The sequence below is a fragment of the Rhodococcus triatomae genome (genome assembly GCF_014217785.1).
Classification (GTDB): Bacteria; Actinomycetota; Actinomycetes; order Mycobacteriales; family Mycobacteriaceae; genus Rhodococcus_F; species Rhodococcus_F triatomae.
The window spans coordinates 2245464-2266623 of sequence record NZ_CP048814.1; the positions used below are offsets into that span (position 1 = coordinate 2245464).

Annotated in this window: 20 protein-coding genes and 1 pseudogene; 13 read left to right on the forward strand and 8 right to left on the reverse strand. The window is 67.2% G+C overall.

Going from position 1 to position 21160, the window contains the following annotated elements:
- The first annotated feature begins 12 nt into the window (after nt 1–12).
- Nucleotides 13–1221: an acyl-CoA dehydrogenase family protein gene (locus G4H71_RS10530; RefSeq protein WP_072738829.1), complete on the forward strand. Its 1209-nt coding sequence runs from the start codon at nt 13–15 to the stop codon at nt 1219–1221.
- 1 nt (nt 1222) lies between these two features.
- Nucleotides 1223–2353, forward strand: a complete 1131-nt coding sequence (locus tag G4H71_RS10535) for an acyl-CoA dehydrogenase family protein (protein WP_072738828.1) — start codon at nt 1223–1225, stop codon at nt 2351–2353.
- 30 nt (nt 2354–2383) lie between these two features.
- Here the strand turns inward: G4H71_RS10535 and G4H71_RS10540 are convergent, their stop codons facing one another.
- Complete coding sequence (locus G4H71_RS10540) at nt 2384–3190, reverse strand: IclR family transcriptional regulator (RefSeq protein ID WP_083343281.1); 807 nt, start codon at nt 3188–3190, stop codon at nt 2384–2386.
- Between the two features lie 117 nt (nt 3191–3307).
- Between G4H71_RS10540 and G4H71_RS10545 the strand changes: the two genes are divergently transcribed.
- Nucleotides 3308–4027, forward strand: coding sequence for a FadR/GntR family transcriptional regulator (locus G4H71_RS10545; RefSeq protein WP_072738827.1), 720 nt, complete (start codon nt 3308–3310; stop codon nt 4025–4027).
- Nucleotides 4028–4095: 68 nt separating this feature from the next.
- On the opposite strand, the gene G4H71_RS10550 is transcribed toward G4H71_RS10545, so the two are convergent.
- The 3 genes from G4H71_RS10550 to G4H71_RS10560 all read right to left on the reverse strand — a co-directional run bounded on the left by G4H71_RS10550 (nt 4096) and on the right by G4H71_RS10560 (nt 7307).
- The gene (locus tag G4H71_RS10550) at nt 4096–4701 is read right to left on the reverse strand and encodes a TetR/AcrR family transcriptional regulator (protein ID WP_072738826.1); all 606 of its coding nucleotides are present in this window, start codon (nt 4699–4701) and stop codon (nt 4096–4098) included.
- A 29-nt stretch (nt 4702–4730) separates the two neighbouring features.
- Entirely contained in the window at nt 4731–6242 is a 1512-nt protein-coding gene (locus tag G4H71_RS10555) for an MFS transporter (RefSeq protein WP_072738825.1), read from the reverse strand.
- Between the two features lie 105 nt (nt 6243–6347).
- The gene (locus G4H71_RS10560) at nt 6348–7307 is read right to left on the reverse strand and encodes a helix-turn-helix transcriptional regulator (protein ID WP_072738824.1); all 960 of its coding nucleotides are present in this window, start codon (nt 7305–7307) and stop codon (nt 6348–6350) included.
- A 93-nt stretch (nt 7308–7400) separates the two neighbouring features.
- Between G4H71_RS10560 and G4H71_RS10565 the strand changes: the two genes are divergently transcribed.
- The 3 genes from G4H71_RS10565 to G4H71_RS10575 all read left to right on the forward strand — a co-directional run bounded on the left by G4H71_RS10565 (nt 7401) and on the right by G4H71_RS10575 (nt 9186).
- Nucleotides 7401–7814, forward strand: a complete 414-nt coding sequence (locus G4H71_RS10565; RefSeq protein WP_174561871.1) for a VOC family protein — start codon at nt 7401–7403, stop codon at nt 7812–7814.
- Between the two features lies 1 nt (nt 7815).
- Nucleotides 7816–8400, forward strand: a complete 585-nt coding sequence (locus tag G4H71_RS10570) for a YdeI/OmpD-associated family protein (protein ID WP_072738822.1) — start codon at nt 7816–7818, stop codon at nt 8398–8400.
- A gap of 255 nt (nt 8401–8655) precedes the next feature.
- Nucleotides 8656–9186 (forward strand): glyoxalase superfamily protein, encoded by a 531-nt coding sequence (locus G4H71_RS10575; RefSeq protein ID WP_072738889.1) that lies wholly within the window; start codon nt 8656–8658, stop codon nt 9184–9186.
- A gap of 79 nt (nt 9187–9265) precedes the next feature.
- Here the strand turns inward: G4H71_RS10575 and G4H71_RS10580 are convergent, their stop codons facing one another.
- Nucleotides 9266–10039, reverse strand: a complete 774-nt coding sequence (locus tag G4H71_RS10580; RefSeq protein WP_217631336.1) for a class I SAM-dependent methyltransferase — start codon at nt 10037–10039, stop codon at nt 9266–9268.
- Between the two features lie 729 nt (nt 10040–10768).
- On the opposite strand from G4H71_RS10580, the gene G4H71_RS10585 reads away from it, so the two are divergent.
- The 4 genes from G4H71_RS10585 to G4H71_RS10600 are packed head-to-tail and all read left to right on the forward strand — an operon-like array spanning nt 10769 to nt 15194.
- Nucleotides 10769–12034 carry an MFS transporter gene (locus G4H71_RS10585; RefSeq protein ID WP_246442977.1) on the forward strand — a complete coding sequence of 422 codons (1266 nt, stop codon included), beginning with the start codon at nt 10769–10771 and terminating at the stop codon, nt 12032–12034.
- A gap of 5 nt (nt 12035–12039) precedes the next feature.
- Nucleotides 12040–13260 carry a CaiB/BaiF CoA transferase family protein gene (locus tag G4H71_RS10590; RefSeq protein ID WP_246442283.1) on the forward strand — a complete coding sequence of 407 codons (1221 nt, stop codon included), beginning with the start codon at nt 12040–12042 and terminating at the stop codon, nt 13258–13260.
- Nucleotides 13257–14456, forward strand: a complete 1200-nt coding sequence (locus G4H71_RS10595) for an acyl-CoA dehydrogenase family protein (protein WP_072738818.1) — start codon at nt 13257–13259, stop codon at nt 14454–14456. The genes G4H71_RS10590 and G4H71_RS10595 overlap by 4 nt, the downstream gene beginning before the upstream one ends.
- 45 nt (nt 14457–14501) lie before the next feature.
- Complete coding sequence (locus G4H71_RS10600) at nt 14502–15194, forward strand: LysR family transcriptional regulator (protein ID WP_246442269.1); 693 nt, start codon at nt 14502–14504, stop codon at nt 15192–15194.
- Here G4H71_RS10600 and G4H71_RS10605 read toward each other — a convergent pair.
- From G4H71_RS10605 to G4H71_RS10615, 3 genes and pseudogenes are all read right to left on the reverse strand, one after another.
- Nucleotides 15175–15567 (reverse strand): annotated as a pseudogene (locus G4H71_RS10605) (gluconokinase); the annotation flags it as partial. The gene G4H71_RS10600 and the pseudogene G4H71_RS10605 sit on opposite strands and share 20 nt — an antisense overlap.
- A gap of 10 nt (nt 15568–15577) precedes the next feature.
- The gene (locus G4H71_RS10610; protein ID WP_072738817.1) at nt 15578–16972 is read right to left on the reverse strand and encodes a GntP family permease; all 1395 of its coding nucleotides are present in this window, start codon (nt 16970–16972) and stop codon (nt 15578–15580) included.
- A 442-nt stretch (nt 16973–17414) separates the two neighbouring features.
- Nucleotides 17415–18047: a DUF305 domain-containing protein gene (locus G4H71_RS10615; RefSeq protein ID WP_072738816.1), complete on the reverse strand. Its 633-nt coding sequence runs from the start codon at nt 18045–18047 to the stop codon at nt 17415–17417.
- Between the two features lie 127 nt (nt 18048–18174).
- Here G4H71_RS10615 and G4H71_RS10620 point away from each other — a divergent pair, with 127 nt between their 5' ends.
- The 3 genes from G4H71_RS10620 (at nt 18175) to G4H71_RS10630 (ending at nt 21144) form a co-directional block, all read left to right on the forward strand.
- Nucleotides 18175–18546 carry an ArsR/SmtB family transcription factor gene (locus G4H71_RS10620; RefSeq protein WP_072738815.1) on the forward strand — a complete coding sequence of 124 codons (372 nt, stop codon included), beginning with the start codon at nt 18175–18177 and terminating at the stop codon, nt 18544–18546.
- A gap of 230 nt (nt 18547–18776) precedes the next feature.
- Nucleotides 18777–20138 carry a hemolysin family protein gene (locus G4H71_RS10625; protein ID WP_072738814.1) on the forward strand — a complete coding sequence of 454 codons (1362 nt, stop codon included), beginning with the start codon at nt 18777–18779 and terminating at the stop codon, nt 20136–20138.
- Entirely contained in the window at nt 20131–21144 is a 1014-nt protein-coding gene (locus G4H71_RS10630; RefSeq protein ID WP_072738813.1) for a hemolysin family protein, read from the forward strand. The genes G4H71_RS10625 and G4H71_RS10630 overlap by 8 nt, the downstream gene beginning before the upstream one ends.
- Nucleotides 21145–21160 lie beyond the last annotated feature (16 nt).

The following is a 21160-nucleotide window of genomic DNA, read 5'->3' on the forward strand; positions in this document are numbered from 1 at the left end:
ACAGGAGACGACATGTATCCCGAGCTGTCCGACGAATCACGTCGGCTACGCAACGAACTGCGTGAATATTTCGCCCGCATCATCGACGACGACGATCGCAGGGCGCTGGTGGACCAGACCGAGGGCGGCCCGGTGTTCGACCGGATTCTGCGCCGGATGGGAGCGGACGGCTGGCTCGGCCTCGGCTGGCCCGAGGAGTACGGCGGCCGCGGCGAGGATCCGGAAGCGCTGTACGTCTTCTACGACGAGGTGATCCGCGCCGGCGCTCCGCTGTCGCTGGTCACCCTGAACACGGTCGCGCCCGCGCTGATGAAGTTCGGTACCCGGGAACAGAAGGAGTACTTCCTCCCCCGGATCCTGGCCGGTGAACTGATCTTCGCCATCGGCTACACCGAGCCGGGGGCCGGGACGGACCTGGCGTCGCTGCAGACCCGGGCCCGGATCGACGGCGACGAGCTGGTCGTCGACGGGAACAAGATATTCACCAGCGCAGGTATCTACGCCGACTGGGTGTGGCTGGCGGTTCGGACCGACCCGCACGCGTCCCGGCACGAGGGCATCTCCGTGGTCCTGGTTCCCACGTCCGCACCCGGCTTCTCCGCCACCGAGATTCGCACCGTCGGGGGCATCAGTACGTCGGCGACGTACTACGAGAACGTCCGGGTTCCGCTGACTCATGTCGTCGGGGAGCTGGACGCCGGTTGGGGGCTGATCACCAGCCAGCTCAACCACGAGCGCGTGGCGCTCGCGGCGCGCGGCGGTATCGCCAACGAGCTGTACGACGAGGTACTCGATTGGGCCAGAAGCGAACCCGTCGGCACCGGCACCCTCTACGACGTGCCCTGGGTGCGTAGCACGCTGGCCGAGGTCTATGCGCTGCTCAGTGCCGCCGATCTGTTCAATCTGCGGTTGGTGGCGGACGTGGCCGCGAACACTCTCGGCGGCGGTGACTCGGCGGCGGCGAAGATCTTCGGCACGGAGGCGGTGGTCACCGTCTACGGCAAGCTGCAGGAAGTCCTCGGGGCACGCGGTCTGCTCAGACCGGGCAGCCCGGGCGCGATCGTCGAGGGCAGGGTCGAGGCCCTGGCCCGGCGCGCACAGAACAACACGTTCGGCGGCGGAACCAACGAGGTGATGCGGGAGATCGTGGCGGCCAGGTGTCTCGGCATGACACTGGCCCCCCGCCGCCGCGCCGACACTCTGAAGGAAACGAGGAACTGACGTGGATTTCGAACTCGACGGTGATCTGGAATCGGTGCGGGAACTGGCGGCGCAGATCTTCGGCGCCCTCGCGAAGGTGGACCGGGTGGCAGATGTGGAGAACCGGGAGCGCGGCTTCGATCGCACGCTGTGGCGGGCGCTGGGCGATGCCGGGCTGCTGGCGATCGCGCTGCCCGAGGAACTCGGGGGCGGTGGAATGGGCACCCTCGGCCTCGTGGCTCTGCTCGAGGAACAGGGCAGGCACGTCGCGCCGGTGCCATTGTGGTCGGCGCTCGCAGGCGCCGCGCTCCCGATCGCGCGGTTCGGTACCGCCGCGCAGACTGCCCGATGGCTTCCCGGCCTGATCGACGGCTCCTCGCTTCTCGTCGGGGTCCCGGAGGTGGCGGACGCCGGCGGACCGGCCCTGTCGGCAGTGCGACAGGGCGAGAGCCTGATCGTCGACGGTCAGCTCACCGGAGTGCCCGCGGCTGCCGTAGCCGACGGTCTGGTCGTCCCGGTCCGGTGTGAGGACGACTCGACGGTGTTCGTGATCGTGCACGTCGACGCGATCGGTGTCGGCGTGACCTCGGTGGACGTCACCAGCCGCGAGAGCTCCGCGACGGTGCGGTTCGAGGGCGTCGAGGTACCGCCCGACGGCCTGCTGCCGGGGGAGGGATCGGAGATCCTCGAGTGGACTCGGCGGCGGGCCAGGGTGGCGCTCTCGGCACTGCAGTCGGGGGTCTGCGAGGAGGCGGTGCGCCGGACCGCGGCGTACACGTCGGAGCGGATCCAGTTCGGCCGTCCCCTCTCGACGAACCAGGCTGTCGCGGTGCGCGCCGCGGACGCCTACCTCGATACCGAGGCGATCCGGCTCACCACACGGCGCGCCGCGTGGTTGCTGGACTCCGGCCGCGAGTCCGAGGCGGAATCGGCGAGTCTGGTCGCCGAATGGTGGGCGTCGAGTGGCGGGTTGCGCGTGGTGCACGCGAGTCAGCACCTGCACGGAGGGATCGGTGCCGACGTCGACTACCCCATTCACCGCTACTTTCTCTGGGGGCGTCAGATCGCGTTCACACTCGGTAGTGCCGCCGCGGTCGCCGCCGAACTCGGCGATCGGCTCGACACCGCCCCGGCCGTCGGGTCTCCCGCGTGAGTACCTCGACCGACGTCTCCACCGAACGGGTCACTCGCACACCATTCGACGGCGGGAACGGGGGTTCCAGTGCGGGAACAATGTCTGGGAAGTCTGTCGTGCTGCGGACCAGACCATGGGGGCCACCGCGCCGAGCGCGACGACGCCTCGGCAGGCGACGGAGACCGCGCCCACGACCCCGTGCGGTCCGAGGACGGGCGCGGCCACCGCGCTGATCTCCATCGGGCAGGACTCACCGGGCACGTACGAGATGCCGCGTTGCTGTCGGACCCGGTTGAGCTGCGCGTGCAGCCGCGGGAGGTGTGCCGTGCGATCGGTCCCCGAAGCCATCGAGAGTAGCGAGTCGACCTGCTCGGGGACGAGGCCGGCGAGCAGTGCCCGCCCGCTGACGGTGCTCTCGGCGGGCAAGCGTGCGGCCACCCGTGAGGGGATGCCCGAACTGGCCGCGCCGCCGATCTTGTCCAGGTAGTAGACGGACGAGCCCTCGAGGACGGTGAGGTGGGCGACGCCCCCGGTGCTGACGTGGAGTTCGTTGAGGACGGCGGAGGCAGCCGCGCGCAGCTCGGAGTGGTCGCTCCTGCTGATGCCCAACAGCCGCATTCCCAGCCGGTAACCCCGCGTGTCGTGTTCCATCCACTGCAGGTCGACGAGCTGGGTGAGGAGCCGGAACGTAGTCGATCTCGGTAGTCCGGTCAGGCGGGCGATGTCTTCGAGACGCATGCGTTCCGGCCCGGTCGCGAAGACGTCGAGGATTCGCGTGAGGCGTCCTGCCACGCTCGGACGCGGGAGGTCCGGCGTTGTCTCCATCATGGTCGGATCGGTCTGCACGAGCGTCATTGGCCACATCCTTTTGTGAGTACCTAGCACTTGCTTGGTATCCCGTGCGCGCCACGTTGTCGTTGTGGGCTCTCGCTGGGTGAGACCTGGCTCGGCGGTCCGTGAGACGATCAGCGGGTGGACCGCGTCGCAGGAGTTTCCTCCCAGCTGCACGACACGATCCTGGACCGGCTCGGCCAGGACATCGTGTCCGGCATCCTCGTACCCGGGACGACGATCTCGGCGGACGACGTGGTCCAGCGTTTCGACGTGTCACGGACCGTCGTCCGCGAGGTCGTCCGTGTTCTCGAATCCCTCGGCTTGCTCGTGGTCCGGCGCCGGGTCGGTATCACGGTGCAGGGCCGAGACTGCTGGAACTCACTCGACCCGAACGTGATCCGCTGGCAGTTGGCCGGTCCGCAGCGGTTCGAGCAATTGGCGATCCTCAGTGAACTGCGCTCGGGCATCGAGCCGCTCGCTGCGCGTCTCGCGGCCGCGAGGGCGACGCCCGAACAGTGCGGTGCGTTGACGTCGGCGGTGATCGGGATGTCGTCGACGTCCCGGGCCGCGGACACCGACGCGTATCTGCGTCATGACTCCGATTTCCATCGCACGCTGCTGGCGGCCTCGGGAAACCCGATGCTCCGGGCGATGGCGGACATCGTCGTGGAGATCCTCGAGGGCCGGACCCGGCATGCGCTCATGCCCCATGTTGCCGAGCCGGAGGCGATCCGCCTGCACGGGGTGGTCGCCTCGGCCGTGCAGGGCGGCGACGCGGAGACCGCCGAGGCGGCGATGCGGGAGATCGTCACCGAATCTGCTTCCGCCGTCGACGAATTGCGGGATGCGCAGCGGTGATGCCGCCAACCCTCGGATACGAGTGCGATACGTGGTCGCTCGACAGCCCTGGGATGGAGTGCTTTCCGCTACGCCCCGGATTCCAGTTCCTCCAGGTAGCCGAGGGCATTGTCGACCAACTCGGGTAGGTCGGCAGACGGATCTTCTCGAAGTGCCGACATCGCCGCCATCAGGGCGCCGATCGCCGCACCGGCGACCGTGAGTGCCCGAAATCGATCGCGAGTGGCGTCGGGGCGTGTGGCGAGTACGTCGGCGAGCCGCTCCATCGTCTGCGAGTGCTGGTCGAACATGGCCGCGCGAAGACTCGGCTCGGTGACCACGAGGGCCAGTCGTTCGTGCATCTCGGTGCGTTGCTCGGCGGTGACCCCTGCGAAGAACGAGCGGAATGCCGCGCGGATCGCGCGGAGGGGTGGGACGTCGCCCGGTTGTTCGAGGAGGGCCTCGAAGATGACGGGGTCGAAGTCGTCTCGCAGAACGAGGTCTTCCTTGGTGGGGAAGTAGCGAAACAGAGTGGTTTCGGAGACCTCGGCCGCGTCGATGATCTGTTCGATGGTGGTCCCGCGGTACCCACGTTGCCGAAACAGTTGCAGGGCGTGGGCCTGGATCGTGGCTCTGGTTCTCGCCTTCTTGCGTTCCCGCAGGCTTCGAGCGGCACCCTCTGCTGGCGGTGGCATGGACAACTCCCTCGATCGGACTCGACTCTTCATCGATTATCGGTCATGGCGTTCTGCTGCCGCCGACTCGGAAGCAGTATGCGCGCACCGATGGCCCCGACCACCGCGATCGTTGCGGACACCATCAGGGCGACCCGCAGCCCGTCGACGAATGCGGTTCCGGCAGCGTCCGCAAGTTCGGACGCGCCGCTCTCGTCCGCGATGGCGAGTGCATCGAAGAGGCTGCTCCGCGCAGCGGCTGCAGCGCTTTCGGAGAGGCCGGAGACGTCGAGGCGCGCGTGGTAGACGGCCACGACGACGCTGCCCATGACGGCGGTTCCGAGTGGGCCGCTGGTCTTGTTGAGGGCTTGGACCACTGCTGATTCGGTTCCACTTCGTTCCTTCGTCAGGCCGGACAGGGCGACCGCAGTTGCGGCCGACATGGTGAGGCCGGTACCCAGTCCCACGAGCGTCATCCATCCGCCGATGTAGGTCGAACTCGAACCGGGCCCCGTCGTCACTCCCCAGGCGAGTCCGGCGGCGAGAGCAAGGAATCCGACCGTGACCGTCGAACGCGCACCCATCCTCTGGGCCACGGGGCCGGCACTCGCCGAACCGACGACCATCCCGACGATGAGAGGCAACAAGCGCATGCCGGAAGTGAGGACGTCCTCGCCCTGTACTCCCTCGAAGTACTGCGGCATCGTCAACAGCACGCCGATCATCGCCATGCCTGCCAATCCGGCGAGGAGTGCACCACCCATGAACGTGCGTGACGTGAGCAGCGACGGTGAGATCAACGGCCTTCCGTTCGGACGGCGCCCCAGCCGCCGCTCCCAGTACACGAACCACGACAACGTGCAGACGCCGCCGATCAGCGCGAGCGCGACCACCGGGGTCACGCCGTCGTCTCCCGCTCGGATGAGTCCGTAGACGAACACCGTCAGGCCCACCACCGATGCGAGGGTTCCGGCGGGGTCCAGTCCAGGACGTTCGTCGGCCCGTGATTCGGGAACGATGAGACAACAGGCCACAATCGCGATCAGCACCACCGGCACGTTGATCAGAAACACCCACCCCCACCAGAACTTCGACAGCATCCATCCGCCCAGGATCGGGCCGAGTGGAAGGGCCACGAAGTTGGCGGCCTGGTAGATGCCGACGGCCTTCGGTCGCTCGTCGTCGTCGAACATGACGATCAAGGCGGACATTGCCATGACGGTGATTCCGGCCGCGGAAAGTCCTTGCAGCACACGACCGATCATGAACTGCTCGACGGAGGTGGCGAAGGCGCACACCGTCGACGCGGTGCCGAAGACGAGCAACGAAACCACCGTGACTCGCTTTCTGCCGATCCAGTCGCCGACGAGGCCGATCGGCAGCACGGCGACCGCCATGACGAGCAGGTAGATCGTTTGGAACCAGACGAGATCGGATTGCGTGGCGTGGAGCTCGCGCGCCAGCACCGGCAGGGCGACCACGACGACCGTTCCGCCCAACCCGGCGGCGAGCACGCTCACCGTCACCGCAGCCAGTGCCCACCAGCGAGTGTTGTCGACCATCACGGATGTCACCTCCATAAAGTGGGTGTTACCTTTAAATGAAGGTAACACCCACTTTGTGTGAGGTCGAGTCCGCGGTCTCGCTCTTGCGAAGACCGTGCCGGGTCACGGGGCTGTGAACCCGCCGCCGTATCTGCCGGCGAGCTCCGCGCCGATGCGCGCCAGCTCGGCCTGCACGTCATGTGGTTCGAGCACCTCGACCTGCGTGCCCCAGCCGGCCAGGTTGCGGGCGATGTCCAAGGGGGTGGGCGCGGCGAGCCGTACTCGGGCGCGACCGTCCTCCGTATCGCCGTCGTCGTGGCAATGGCGCCCGAAATGGTCCCGCAGAATCGGCAGGAATCGGCGTTCGATCAGCACGGTCGCCCACGTGGCGCTGCGCCGCTCCTCCATCTTCCCGACCACCTCGTCCCACGCTTCGGCGAGCGCGAAGTCGTCCGGTCGGGCGGCCTGTCGATCGGTGGGTTCGGCCTCGACGATCCGGTCGACGCGGAACGTGCGCCGGCCCCGCTCGGTTCCGGCGATCAGGTACCAGGACCCGTCCTTGTCGACCAGCCCCCACGGGTCGACCACACGCTCGGATCGATGCCGAGCAGCATTCTCGTAGGTCAGTGCGACCTTCCGCCTGCGCACCACGGCAGACTGCAACATCTCCACCACCGCGGGGCGGTCGTCGTGGCGCTCGCCCCACGCGGTCGGGTCGATCATGGTGGCGTCGGCCGCCGCTTCCGCCTCGGCGCGGAAGGTCTGCGGCAGCGCGCGCACGAGCTTGCGTAGTGCGGCTTTGACCTCGGGCGACACCGCCGCACTGGGCCCGATCAGCAGGAACAATGCCTGGGCCTCGCTCGCGGACAGTCCGGACAGATCGGTACGCGCACCACCGACGAGCGACCAGCCACCTCCACGTCCGGGCTGCGAGTAGACGGGGACGCCGGCGGTGGACAGTGCCTCGAGGTCGCGTCTGGCGGTGGCGACGGACACCTCGAGTTCGCCGGCGACCTCGGCAGCGGTCACCTGCCCCCGGTTCTGCATGAGCAGGAGGGTGGCCACGAGTCGGTCTGCGCGCATGAATCTCATCTTTGCCGAGAAAGTGATCAATTGGTGAGCACTTTGAGCGGCAGCATGAGATTCGTCAACGACAACGAGAGAAGGGATTCACCGATGTTGCGAGGACTCACCACCGTCAGCTTCTTCGCCGACGACGTTGCCGCCGCTCGAGACTGGTACACCGAGGTGCTGGGTATCGACCCCTATTTCACCCGTCCCGAGGAAGGCCCTGCGGCGTACATCGAGTACCGGATCGGCGACTTCCAGCACGAGCTCGGGATCATCGACCGCCGGTTCGCACCGCACGCCGCCACGGAGCAACCCGCCGGCCAGGTGACGTACTGGCACGTGGACGACGTCGACGCCGGCTTCGAACGGTTGCTCTCGCTCGGCGCCACCGTCCACGACAAGCCCACGACGCGCGGACCCGGGTTCGTCACCGCCTCCGTCGTCGACCCGTTCGGGAACATCCTCGGCGTGATGTTCAACCAGCACTACCTCGACACCGTCGACGCGAAGGAGGCGTGAGATGCAGACCCTCGTTGCCAGCTCGGCCGCCGTCTGGCGCGACTGGCTGAGTCGAAACGGTCAGTCCGAGAAAGAGATCTGGCTGATCATCCACCACAAGGACAGCGGAACACCGAGTCTGCGCTATCACGAGGTGATCGAGCACGCCCTGTGTTTCGGATGGATCGACGGACTGCATCGCACCCACGACGAGCACAGCTCACGGCTCCGGTTCACGCCACGCAATCTGCGTAGCACGTGGAGCAGCGTGAACCGGACACGTGCAGCGAACATGATCGAGCAAGGTCTGATGACCGAACAAGGCCAGGCGCTCGTCGATCTGGCAAAGGAGAAGGGGACGTGGCAGGTCCTGCCGGACGACGGCTCGGAACTGCCCGACGACCTGCGCGAGTCCCTGCACCGAAACGCGGTGGCACGCGAGAACTTCGAGAGCTTTCCGCCATCGTCGAAGCGGCTGATCCTGGAATGGATCGTGACGGCGAAGAAGGCGGACACCCGTCGGCGCCGAATAGACAGGACCGTCGAACTCGCGGAGGCCGGTATCCGGGCCAATCACCCCGGAGTGCGGATGAGGAATGCCGGTTGATGGCCGCTGGGGCCTGGTCGCGGCGGCGACCGGCGGCGGTCCCTCAGGAAGGGACGGTACCCGGCATGCACCGACGTGGATGCTTGGTATCCTGCTGGCAGGCAATTCGATGGGCCTGCCGCTCGCTCCGAGATTCTCGGTCTGGTGAACGCATCGAGCGGTTCTCCTGTCGGAGGTTCCCGTGACTGTCACGGTGCCACGGACGGCAACGCGAGCACCGACCATTTTCTTCGGCACCGGGATAGCGACGACATCATGGACCTGACCCCGAACGACGCCAAGGCGGCCGCGAAGGCACTGCGACGCAGCCTGGCCGCGACCGACGTCACCATCAGCCACAGCCGCGCGCTGGAGATCGTCGCGCAGCAACTCGGCTTCACCGACTGGAACACCGCCTCTGCCGTGCTCTCCACCGCGCGTGGAGGTTCGGGTGCGGCGGTTCCGGTACTCCGGATGCACGACGAGGCGCTGACGCGGGAGTTCTATCTGGACTACCTGGGCTTCGGTGTCGAGTGGGAGCACCGCTTCGAGCCCGGTATGCCGCTGTACCTGCGCATCCGCCGCGACGAGACGGTGCTGGACCTGTCGGAGCATCACGGTGACGGCACGCCGGGTACCGCGGTGTGGATACCCGTCGGCAGTGCGGACGCATTCCACGCCGACATCTCGGCGCGGCCGTACCCCCGCCTCCGTCCCGGCATCGACCGTGACGCTCCCGGCGGACCCACGATCGAAGTCACCGATCCTTCCGGGAACATCTTGCGCTTCTGCGAACCCGCAGGCTGACCAGAGGGTTCTGGGCTTCGCCTGCGTCGCCGGTGCCCGAGCACGTGGCGCAGTCCAGGGTTGACCCCGCGTTGCTCGGTTACTTCCGGAAGGCCTCGAAGGTCCACACCTTGTCTGCGGGGGTAGGAGCGTGGCCGGCTCGATATCCGCCGTGGATGGACACATCGGCGAATCCGGCGTGGTGCAGCATGGCGGTGAACTCTGCCGTCCCGAACCACAGCAGCGAGAAGACTTGAAGCTCGGTGTGGGTCAACATGCCCTCGTCCCACCGCTCGTAGCGGAGCCAGCTGGTCGACCGCTGGGCGATCGGGTCGGTGGTCTTCTGCCACGTGGAGAGTGTGATCAGGACCCCGTCGTGCTGCCAATGGCGGACCGGATCGGGGCCTTCGACGTGCAGCGATGGCGGCTCGAGGTCGACGATGAGTCGCCCGCCCGGGGCGAGGTTGCCGTGCATTGCCTCGAGCGCGGCGTAAGCGCTGTCGCGGTCCGGGACAAGAGCGAAGGAGCCGGTCGGGATGATGATCGCCTCGTACGTGTACTCATCGCGGTGGGCGGTCATGTCGGCCTCGAAGACGTCCGCGGTGAGCCCGTGTCGGGCGCAGTTGGTGCGGCACTGCTCGAGCATGGCAGTCGAGGCATCGTAACCCCGTACAGAAAAGCCCTGCTGGAGCAGGGGTATCAGGATGCGCCCTGTACCCACCGCGGGTTCGAGAACGGGACCGGCCACGCCGCGCAGGCGCGACGAGTAGAACTCGACGTCCCCGAAGGACGTTCCGATCGGCTTGTCGAGTTCGTACGCCAGAGTGGCCAGCGGACCGTACTCCCAGGCGCTGCCCCTCACTTCTGTCGACACAGATCCACCTCATCCACACCTGCACCTCGCGGCGCCGAATGCATATCGCGTGCACGGTATCCGCCGGGCCCGTTCCTGTCGAACCTATTTCGACCAGAGCGGAGACGGCCGAACTGTCACGAGGACGACAGTCACGACCGCTTCCGGTTCATCTGGATGCTGCGCATGCGAACGGTTCCGCTCCAGTGGAAACCGCGAGAATGGGACGGACAAGTGGTAATTAGCTGGGTTTGCGACCCGCTCCGCTGCCGTGAGAACACCGACCCCGCGTTCGAAATCTCGGTTGTACTCCGCAATTTCAGTTCTCACGATCGAGTTCGTCGACACGTTTCGGCCCGCCCGTCGTAGTGCCGGATGATCACCTACCGTCGATCTCCCCCGGCGAGCCTACGTGTGCAGTGCCTCAGCAGAACATCCGGTTGATCAGCAATCCGCTCGATCCCACCCTTCAGGGTGACGTGATCGCCTGTCAGTCCCGGGGCCAACAGTCTTGAACTGAGGGTACAGGCAGAAACGTATGGTCCGACCGCGGATTGCCGGTTGATCCGGCACCGGGGCTTGGATGTGATGTGAGTACCGCTCCAGTGGTCGCCATCACACAGACCCGGGTAGCCGAGCTTCCTGAGCGCTCACATTCGGAGGACATTCATGGTTACGACAGAAGCCCGTCTCGGCGACGTCGGAGTACGACCGCCGCGCCAGGCAAACCGGCGTGCGTGGGGAATCGTCGTGTTGCTGTTCCTGTTCTTCACGCTGAACTTCGCCGACAAGGCGGCGATCGGTTTGGGAAGTGAGCAGATCCGTGCGGATCTTGGTCTCACAGCGGGGCAGTACGGATTGCTCAGCAGTGCATTCTTCTGGTTGTTCGCGGTCGGGGCGGTCACTCTCACCGCCGTGCTCCGCAAGATCTCGTATACCTGGGGCGCAGGTCTGCTGATGCTCACTTGGATCGCGAGCATGCTCCCGCTGACCGTCCCCACATCGTTCGGCGTGCTCCTCGCGTGCCGTGTTGCGTTGGGTTTCTTCGAGGGTCCCGCGCACGCGCTGTGTCAGTCGATTGTCGCGGATCGGTTTGCGCCCGAGAAGCGGGCGACTGCAGGAGCCGTGGTCAATGCCGGATCGTCGGTGGGGCCGCTGGTAGCCGCGCCCGTGCTGACCTGGGTGATCCTGACCTGGTCGTGGCACGCCGCGTTCGTGGCCTTGGTGGGGGTGGGAGTGCTCTGGCTGATCGGCTGGTTCTGGTACACCGAGAAGTTGCCGTTCAAGCGGAGCGATACTCCGGCAACGGGTGACGCGAAGGTCGAAGACCCCAACGGCAATATCGTGGTTCCGTTCCACCGTCTGCTGACGCTGCAGAGTTTCTGGGGTCTGGTCCTCCTGTCGTTCGCCGGCTACCTCATTTCCTCGCTCAAGGTGGCATGGCTGCCCGCGTTCATGAACGAGGGGCTCGGATATTCCGCGACCACGGTCGGGATGCTGGTGACCCTGCCGTACATCGCCGCGGTCGGTGTCCTGCTTTCGGCGGGCCTGCTGTCCGGCCGGCTGATGCGAAAGGGCTGCAGCTCGCGAGTCGCCCGTGGCTACGTCACCGGCGCGTACCTGCTGGTCGGCGGGTTGTCGATGATCGTCTTCACCCAATTGCCGGCCGGGCCCGCCCAGATGGTCTTCGTGATCGTGGCGTTCGCCGTCAACAGTGTGGCATTCTCCGTCGCCTTTGCCGGTGCATCGGATTTCTTGCCTGCCAAGCAGCGGGTGGCGTTCTTCGGATGCATCATCGCGGCCTACAGCGTCGCCGGCATCGTGGCGCCTTTCGGCCTCGGGCTCATCGTCGAGCACGCGCCGACTGCGGCCCAGGGCTACTCGACCGGCTTCATGTTCGTCGGTGTCACGGTATGCGTGCTCGGCGTCATCGGCGGCCTGATGCTCAACCCGGAAAAGGCCAAGGCACGGCTCGAGCAGCTGACCCTGGAGTACGCGGCACGAGAGGCACGGTGAACACCATGAACGGACCCCTCGCGGGCATTCGAGTGCTCGACCTCGGCCAGTACATCGCCGGCCCCAGCGCGGGCCAGACCCTGGCTGACCTCGGCGCCGACGTGCTCAAGGTGGAAAGCCTGGGCGGCGACCAAGCCCGTACGATCGGCACGTTCGGTGAAGCGATGGTGCAGGCCTACAACCGGGACAAGCGCAGCATCGCCCTCGATCTCCGCCAGGAGGAAGCCCGGGGAATCCTGCACAGGCTGATCGCGGAATCGGATGTGCTGGTGCAGAACTTCCGCCACGGCTCGGCCGAACGACTGGGCATCGGCCCGGACGAGCTCGGGCGGCGCTACCCCCGCCTGGTGCACGGCAGCGTGACCGGGTTCGGCACCAACGGGCCGTCGAGCGCCCGTCCGGGACTCGACATCGCCGCTCAGGCGGAGTTCGGGCTGATGCACGCCACCGGCGAAGCGGACGGAGAACCACAACGGCTGGGTCTGCCCATCGCCGACGTGACCGCGGCCAACGCGCTCGCCACCGGAATCCTTGCGGCACTGTATCAGCGGAACTCGACGGGTCGCGGTGCGCACGTCCAGACCTCGCTCATGGAGGCGACGCTGTCGATGCAGGCGTCCAACTGGGGCGAGTACGCACTCACCGGGCAGGCTCCGCGTCGCAAGGGCAACGGCCAGGCCCTCGTCGCTCCTGGCGCCGACGTCGTCGACGTGGCCGACGGGAAGATCGTGCTCTCGGCCTACACCAGCGAGAAATGGTCTGCGCTGTGCAATCTCATCGAACGTCCGGACATGCTCGACGACCCGCGATTCGTCGACAACCCGGCTCGGGTCGCGCACCGCACAGAGCTCCTGGCGGCCCTGTCCGAGGCGTTCGGCGCGATGACCAGGCGCGAGGCCGTCGAGCGCCTGCTGTCCGCGCAGATCGTCTGCGGCGCAATCCGATCATTCGACGACCTCGCCGAGGACAAGGACGTCTCCGCGTCCGAGATCCTCGTCGACGTCGCCGCCGACGGTGGCGACTCATACACCAGCCCGGGCCTGGCCTTCACCCTCGACGGTCGTCGCCGCACCACCTCCGTCGCGGCACCTGGCGTGGGACAGCACTCGGTCGATGTCCTCCGCGAACTCGGCTACACGGACGCGGCAGTCTCCGATCTGCTCGACAGCCGCGTCGTCGGCGCCTCCGTTCCCGAAAGACAACACTCCGAAAGGCTCCCTTCATGATCAACAAAAGCGTTCTCGACTACGACTTCCCTACCTACCTGAAGGTGATCGCCGATTTCACCGAGAACGAGCTGATCCCCGCCGAGAACGAGATGGTCGATGCGGGCGAGGTTCCCGCCCGCATCGTCGACCGCATGGCGGAACTCGGACTGTTCGCGATCACGATCCCGCGGGAGTACGGGGGCCTCGGCTGGACGATGGAGCAGCAGGTGCAGTTGACCTTCGAGTTCACCCGCGCATCATGTGTGTACCGCTCGCGGTTCTCGACGGTGATCGGCTTGTGCTCGCAGGCAATCCTCGACCACGGAACCGAAGAGCAACGGCGCCAGATGCTTCCGGCGATGGCAGCGGGTGAGCTGGTGACCGCGTTCGCGCTCACCGAGGAATTCGCGGGCTCCGACGCGGCCAGTCTGCGCACCACCGCCAGGCGCAAGGGTGGCGTATACGTCATCGATGGAAGCAAGCGCTACATCACCAACGCCGGCTGGGCAGACGCATTCATCGTATTCGCCCGCACCGACGAGACCGAACCCGGTGCCGCGGGAGTTTCCGCATTCGTTGTCGATGCCAAGGCGCCGGGGGTGCGAACTGCCTTGCCCACCATAATGAACGGACATGCAGAGGGCCCTGTCGGCGAGATCTACTTCGACAGTGTCGAGGTGCCGGCAGCAAACCTGCTCGGCGGACGTGAGGGGGAGGGGAAGGGGCTGGTCATGGCGCTGCGCGGCATCAACCACGCGCGCACGCACGTTGCGGCGACCTGCGTCGGCCAGGCGACCCGAATGCTGGAGGAGACGACGGCACACGTCATCGGTCGACGCCAGTTCGGGTCTCCGCTGTCCGAGTTGGGCGCTGTGCAGGCGGAACTCGGCGCAAGCTTCGCGGAGATGGAGGCCGGTCGTGCCCTGGTGATCGAGAGCGCGCGGGCGTTCGACTCGGGTGTTGTCCCGCGCCACCGCATCGCTGCGGCGAAGCTGTACGGCTCCGAGATGGCCAGCCGAGTCGCCGATCGTTGCGTGCAATTGCTCGGCGGCGAGGGCATCGTCGGTCCGCACCCCGTCCCCCGGATGTGGCGGGACGTCCGAGCGCTGCGCATCTACGAGGGCTCCTCTCCCATCCACGAACGGAACCTGGCCAAAGCAATGATCAAACAGGTCGGCGCCGACGGCACTCTGCCGGACTCCTACCGGGCCTGACGCGGAGACTACGGCCGGTCTGCAGTAGAGGGGAAGATTGCTGCCATGGACATTCGCCAACTCGAATACTTCCTAGCCGTTGTCGAGCACCATGGCGTGAACAGGGCGGCGCAGCACCTGCACGTCGCTCAGGCCTCGATCTCGCAGAGCATCCGTCAGCTCGAACGTGAGCTGAAGTTGAGCCTGTTCCACCGGACCGGCCGAAATCTCGTGCTCAACCCGGCAGGGCACCTGCTGGTCGAGCCCGCACGCAAGGTCCTCGACGATCTCGTTGCCGTGCAGGACATCATGCGCGGGGCTCGGGAACTGCAGGCCGGATCCATCACGATCGGCACAATGCCGGAGATGTCCAGTGAGGCGGTCGCGGCGTGGAGTGCTTCGTTCACCCGCATGTATCCCGAGGTCCGAATCGATCTCTTGGAATTTCCCGGCGCGAGGGAACTATGCGACGAAGTTCTTGCCGGGCACTGTGAGCTCGGGTTCACCACTTTTCCTGTTCCGACCGAGAACCTCGAGCGGTTGGAACTGGGGGATCAACGACTCTTGCTCGTGATGCCCCCCGGGACCCCCGTTCCGGACGAGCCGTTCCAGTTGAAGCGGCTCGGGGGCGTGCCGCTGGTGGTGAGCAACTCGGCGCTACGAGAGAACGACATCGTCGCCTCGGCGCTGAGGCGGGAGTCGGTGGTTCCACTGGTCCGGGCGCAGATGCCGAACCGACATGGTCGAGGCGCGCGGTGAGGCGTTCCCTGATCTGCGACGTCGACCCGGCGAGGTGGACGAACACGACGTCGTCGCCGCGCAGCACATCCCGGTAGCTGCGTTTGAGCGCCGAGCACGTGATGATCCCGGGCAGACCGTGGGTGGTGTGCTCGCCGATCCACTCGGCGATCAGCGCCAGCCAAGGCCAGCGGTCCTCGTCGGTCAGGGGCTGGCCGGACGCCATCTTCTCCAGGTTGGCGCGCGGGTGCAGCGCGTCCCCCTCCTGCAGGTCCCAGCCCATCGCGCCCGCGATGATCCCGGCGACGGTCGACTTGCCGGAGCCGGAGACACCCATGACGACGAGCACCGGGACGTGGCGCTCGGACGAGGATGCACTTCTTTCGTTGCTCATCGAATGCCTCTCAGATGACCAGGCTCAGTACGAGCACGCCGGCAAGTCCGGTCACCGAGATCACGCACTCCATCACCGTCCAGGTCTTGAGGTTCTGCACCACGCTCACGCCGAGATACTCCTTGACGAGCCAGAATCCGGCGTCGTTGACGTGGGAGAGGAACAGCGACCCGGCGCCGATCGCGAGCACCATGAGCGAGACGTGGGAGGAGGACAACTCCGCCGCCACCGGCGCGAGGATGCCGGACGCCGTCACCGTCGCGACCGTCGCCGAACCGGTCGCGACCCGGATCAGCACCGCGACCAGCCAAGCCAGGAACAGGACGGGCAGCGCACTGCCCTTGATCGCCTCGGCGATGACGTCGGCGATACCGGTGTCGATGAGCACCTGCTTGAAACCGCCACCGGCACCGACGATCAGCAGGATCCCGGCGATCGGCGGCAGTGAACTCTCCAGCGACCCGGCGATCTCCTTGCGTCCCATGCCGCCGCCCCGGCCGAGCAGCACCATCCCCACGAGGACGGCGAGACCGAGCGCGACGACGGGGGTGCCGAGGAAATCGAGCGTCACCTTCGCCGTCGCCTGCGAATCGGGCGCCACGACGTCGGCGACCGCCTTGCCGAGCATGAGGAAGACGGGAAGCAGGATGGCCGCGAGGGTAGGCACGAATCCCGGGCGCTGACGCTGGGCAGCAGCCTCGGCTCCCTCGGTGTCTTCCGCGGTGACGTACAGCTCGGGAACCGGCACGTTCACCCAGCGTGCGGCGAGCTTGCCGAACAGCGGCCCGGAGACGATCACCGTCGGGATCGCCACCAGCACACCGAGCGCGAGGGTGAGGCCCAGGTTGGCGTTCAGGGCGGCGACGGCCACCAGCGGACCGGGGTGCGGGGGCACCAGACCGTGCATCGCGGAGAGCCCGGCGAGGGTCGGGATCGCGATGCTGATCAGCGACAGTCCGGAGCGGCGGGCGACGAGGATGATGACCGGCATCAACAGCACGAGACCGATCTCGAAGAACATCGGCAGGCCGATGACGGCGCCGACCAGGGCCATCATCCACGGCAGGGTTCGGGGCCCGGAGTGCCCGACCAGCGTGTCGACCACCCGGTCCGCACCGCCGGAATCGGCGAGGAGCTTGCCGAACATGGCACCGAACCCGATGAGGATTCCGACGCTGCCCATGGTGGAGCCGAAGCCCTCGACGAACGCCGCCACCGATTCCGCGGCGCCGAGACCGGCCGCGATGCCGACGCCCACCGCACCGATCGCGAGGGAGACGAACGGGTGCAGTTTCAGCCAGGTGATCAGGGCGATGATCACGGCGACGCCCACGATCGCGGCGGTGATCAGGCGCGCGTCCTGACCCGACTCGCCCGCCGCGGCGAGTAGTGCGGTGCTGGTCATGAATCGGTGCTCCAGTGTGCGGGGGCCGGCGCGATGGCCACGAGGCGACTCAGGCCACCCTTTATAACCATACGATTATAAGACCAGAACCTAATACATCATATTTATGTCGTGGGTCGCCATGGAGAGATCGGTGCTACACCTCCCGGGGCGTGGCGAGCGCGCCGCGTTCCGTTTCGGACAGCCCACCTCGGGTCCCGTAGGGCTCGCCGCCCCGGAGCGCGTGCTCCCGGCACCGGCATGCGTCCTCCCCCCTCAGGGCGGCGGGTGAGATCGGTAACACGAAAACCGCTGCAGTACACCGCGTTATGCGTCGCTTTGGAATCATCGGTTGCGGGTCAGGGCGCTCGATCACGTGCTGGGCGTGAACACCGTCGACGCCCTGCTCGCTCGGGGCGAGCAGGGCCGAGGGACGGCCTGACCCCGCGGCCGATACCGGCGGTCACAGAGTCGCGAGGAGTTCCTCCATCGCGGTGATCTCCTGCTGCTGGGTCTGCGCGATCGTGCGGGCCATCTCGACGGCGTCGGGGAACTCGCCCTCCTGGATCTCGGTGTCCGCCATGGCAACTGCGCCCTCGTGATGCACGATCATCTGGGTGAGGAACAACCGTGCCGCCTCGGTGCCCTCGGCCTGCTCGAGCGCCCGCATGTCCTGCTCGGACATCATGCCGTCCATGTCGTGTCCCTCGTGCCCACCGGTGGAGTCGTCGGTGCCCGCCACGCCCCAGTCGGTGAGCCAGCCGGTGAGCGTCTCGATCTCCGGAGCCTGAGCCGCCCTGATCTGCTCGGCCAGTGCGGTGACGCGCGGGTCGATGCCGTCCTTGGCCAGGATCACGTCGCTCATCTCCACGGCCTGCTCGTGGTGCGGGATCATGCCCCGGGTGAAGGCCACGTCGGCCTCGTTGTGGGCGGACGAGTCGCCGTCGTGGGCGCCGTGCTCACCGGTGGTGGCCTCGGCGCCGACGGAGGTGGTCGCAGTGGTGGTCTCGGCGGTCGTGTCGTCGGAATCGCCGCACGCGGCCAGCGCGAGCACGACGGCAACGGACACGGCTCCGGCGGCGAGTGTCTTCTTCATCGGGGCGAGGGTTCCTTTCGGGGAGTTCCATATCGGGTTCCCTATGGAGGGAGGTACTCGAGCCCGAGCCTATATCCGTAAACACGTACGGGTAAACGGTCGTGCGGAAATCAGGGACAATGGTCCCATGAGCCCGACTACTCCCGTCGATCCCGAACGGGTCGCGAAGGCGCGTGAAAGGCTGATCGGCCACGACGACGCGGCTCGGCTGAGCAGCATCCTGAGCCTGCTCGCCGACCCCACCCGCACCCGGGTCATCTACGCTCTCGACCTCGCCGACGAGCTGTGCGTCGGCGACATCGCGCTGGCCCTCGAACTCGGCGAGGACGCCGTCGGCTACGCGCTCCGGATCCTGCGGACGGCCGGCATGGTGACGCGCCGCAAGGCCGGCCGCACCGTCTACTACCGACTGGCGGACGGCTTCCCCGAGCCGCTGCGCATGCACTGCCTGGTGCGGTTGATCGAGATTTCGGACACGCCGTCCGACGACGAGGAATGAGCCTCTACCTGCGAATACCGGGTAGTGGCGTGTGCGGTACCTCACGTTCGGAACCATCCTCGGGCCCTACTCGTCCTATTGTTGTCCGAATACCCCGTTCCCGGACCCGTAGAGAGAGCGATGACCAGCGCACCGCGCAGATCACCCGACCCAGACCCCGACCCGGAGCCCGACCCGGAGCCTGAACCCGAGTATCCCGAGCCCCAGCGGCTCGATGCGGCGGTCGCCCGGTGACCGCACTCAGTATTCTCTTCGGACTTTTCGTGGTCCTCGCGATCACGGCACTCACCGGCTACTTCGTGGCCCAGGAATTCGCCTACATGTCGGTGGATCGCTCCCGACTCAAGGCCCGCGCCGCCGCCGGTGACGCCGGCGCCGCCCGCGCCCTCACCGTCACCCGCCGGACGTCGTTCATGCTCTCCGGTGCCCAGCTGGGCATCACCGTCACCGGCCTGCTCGTCGGTTACGTCGCCGAACCACTGATCGGCCGCGGTCTCGGCGAACTGATGGGCGGCGTCGGCGTGCCCACGACGGTCGGCATCGCCGTCGGCGCGATTCTCGCCGTGGCGTTCTCCACGCTCGTGCAGATGCTGTTCGGCGAGTTGTTCCCGAAGAACCTGGCCATCGCGCGGCCGGAGCCGGTCGCCCGGCGCCTCGCCCTGTCGACGACGCTGTACCTGAGGCTGTTCGGCTGGTTGATCTGGTTGTTCGACCAGTCGTCGAATCTGCTGCTGCGTGCGCTGCGTATCGAACCGGTCCACGACGTCGAGCACTCCGCCACCGCCCGCGATCTCGAGCACATCGTCGCCGAGTCGCGCGATACGGGTGAGCTCCCCCGGGAGCTGTCCACCCTGCTCGACCGGGTGCTCGACTTCCCCACCCGTACCGCCGAGCACGCGATGATCGCCCGGTCCCGGGTGGACACGGTGCCGGACGACCAGCCGATCACCGAGGTGCTCGAACGGATGAGTACCGGCCACACCAGGTATCCCGTCGTCGGAGACACCGTGGACGACCTGCTCGGTGTCGTGCACCTGCACGATCTGCTCGGTGAGGATGTCAGCGGCACGGCGCGTTCGCGGGCCCGTGCCGCGGTGATCGTTCCCGCGTCACTGTCCCTGGTCGAGGTACTCACCCGCCTCGCCGAGGCACAGGACGAGATGGCGCTCGTCGTGGACGAGTACGGCGGATTCGCCGGTGTCGTCACGGTCGAGGACATCGCCGAGGAACTGGTCGGTGAGATCGCCGACGAACACGACCCCGCGGTCGAGGAAGACGTTCGGGGTTCGGCGGCCGAGGGCTGGACCATGCCCGGCGATCTGCACCTCGACGAGGTGGAACGCGTGCTGGGACACAAGCTCCCCGAGGTGGACGCGGAGACCCTGGCCGGCCTGGTGATCGCCCGCTACGGCGGGCTGCCGCAGGTGGGGACGGCGGTGCGGATCGAGCTGCCTCCCGACCCGGCGGACCTCGCCGGCAACGGGGACGCGCCGCACCGGGTGCTGGTCGCGGAGGTCCGTGAGATCGGCAAACACGTCCCGTCGTCGCTGAACGTGCGACTCGAGGAAGAAGCGGAGGCCGACGATGAGTGATCCGTGGGTGGTTCTCGTCGTCACGATCGGGCTCATCGCCGCCAGCGCGTTCTTCGTCGCGGTCGAGTTCGCCCTGATCGCTGCCCGCAGGCACCGGCTCGAGGATGCGGCGCCGAACAGCCGATCGGCGAGGGCCGCGCTCCGCAGCGCATCGGAGCTGTCGGTGTTGCTCGCCGGATCCCAGCTGGGTATCACGGTGTGCACCCTCGCGTTGGGTGCCACCACGAAACCGGCGGTGCATCACTGGCTGACCCCGCTCTTCGAGGGCTGGGGTGCTCCCGTGTGGATCGCGGACGTGCTCGGGTTCGTGTTCGCGCTCGTCATCGTCACCTTCCTGCACCTCGTGGTCGGGGAGATGGCGCCGAAGTCCTGGGCCATCGCACACCCGGAGAAGTCCGCGACGATGCTGGCGCTGCCGATGCGGGCGTTCATGTGGTTCACCCGGCCGCTGCTCGAGGTGCTCAACCGGATGGCGAACTGGTGCCTGCGCAAGGTGGGCGTCGAACCGGTGGATCAGCTTGCGGGAGGGCAGGATCCGGATGCGCTCCGGCACCTGGTGGAGCATTCCGCGACGGTGGGCACCCTCGACGAGCGGTACCACGACTATCTTGCCGGGGCGCTGTCCCTCGAGTCGTTGACCATCGGGGACGTCGCCACCCCGGTCGCGGAGCCGAGCAGTGTGGCGCCGACCGCTCACCCGAACGAGATCCGGGCGGAGGGCGACCGGTCCGGACACCTGCGGCTGCTGGTGCGTGACGCCTCGGGCATCACGGGGGTGGTGCACGTGCGCGATGCGCTCGCCGCCGATCCCGCGACCACGGCGCGCGAGCTGATGCGTCCGGTGCTCACGCTGTCGATCACAGATCCGGTGTACGAGGCGCTGGCGACGATGCGCGAGACGCGCAGCCATCTCTCGGTCGCGACGGACGGCGACCGGATCGTCGGTGTCGTCACGCTCGCGGACGTCCTGGCGCGTCTGCTGCCCGCCTCCCGCGGGGTGATCTGAGCCGAAGCCCGGGCCG

Excerpts from the sequence above, each read along its gene's own strand:
- G4H71_RS10595 (WP_072738818.1), top strand. The coding sequence starts at position 13,257 with ATGATCAACAAAAGCGTTCTCGACTACGACTTCCCTACCTACCTGAAG.
- G4H71_RS10590 (WP_246442283.1), top strand. The coding sequence starts at position 12,040 with ATGAACGGACCCCTCGCGGGCATTCGAGTGCTCGACCTCGGCCAGTAC.
- G4H71_RS10630 (WP_072738813.1), top strand. The coding sequence starts at position 20,131 with ATGAGTGATCCGTGGGTGGTTCTCGTCGTCACGATCGGGCTCATCGCC.
- G4H71_RS10615 (WP_072738816.1), bottom strand. The coding sequence starts at position 18,047 with ATGAAGAAGACACTCGCCGCCGGAGCCGTGTCCGTTGCCGTCGTGCTC.
- G4H71_RS10530 (WP_072738829.1), top strand. The coding sequence starts at position 13 with ATGTATCCCGAGCTGTCCGACGAATCACGTCGGCTACGCAACGAACTG.
- G4H71_RS10620 (WP_072738815.1), top strand. The coding sequence starts at position 18,175 with ATGAGCCCGACTACTCCCGTCGATCCCGAACGGGTCGCGAAGGCGCGT.
- G4H71_RS10600 (WP_246442269.1), top strand. The coding sequence starts at position 14,502 with ATGGACATTCGCCAACTCGAATACTTCCTAGCCGTTGTCGAGCACCAT.
- G4H71_RS10540 (WP_083343281.1), bottom strand. The coding sequence starts at position 3,190 with ATGACGCTCGTGCAGACCGATCCGACCATGATGGAGACAACGCCGGAC.
- G4H71_RS10550 (WP_072738826.1), bottom strand. The coding sequence starts at position 4,701 with ATGCCACCGCCAGCAGAGGGTGCCGCTCGAAGCCTGCGGGAACGCAAG.
- G4H71_RS10555 (WP_072738825.1), bottom strand. The coding sequence starts at position 6,242 with ATGGTCGACAACACTCGCTGGTGGGCACTGGCTGCGGTGACGGTGAGC.
- G4H71_RS10610 (WP_072738817.1), bottom strand. The coding sequence starts at position 16,972 with ATGACCAGCACCGCACTACTCGCCGCGGCGGGCGAGTCGGGTCAGGAC.
- G4H71_RS10570 (WP_072738822.1), top strand. The coding sequence starts at position 7,816 with ATGCAGACCCTCGTTGCCAGCTCGGCCGCCGTCTGGCGCGACTGGCTG.
- G4H71_RS10575 (WP_072738889.1), top strand. The coding sequence starts at position 8,656 with ATGGACCTGACCCCGAACGACGCCAAGGCGGCCGCGAAGGCACTGCGA.
- G4H71_RS10560 (WP_072738824.1), bottom strand. The coding sequence starts at position 7,307 with ATGCGCGCAGACCGACTCGTGGCCACCCTCCTGCTCATGCAGAACCGG.
- G4H71_RS10565 (WP_174561871.1), top strand. The coding sequence starts at position 7,401 with ATGTTGCGAGGACTCACCACCGTCAGCTTCTTCGCCGACGACGTTGCC.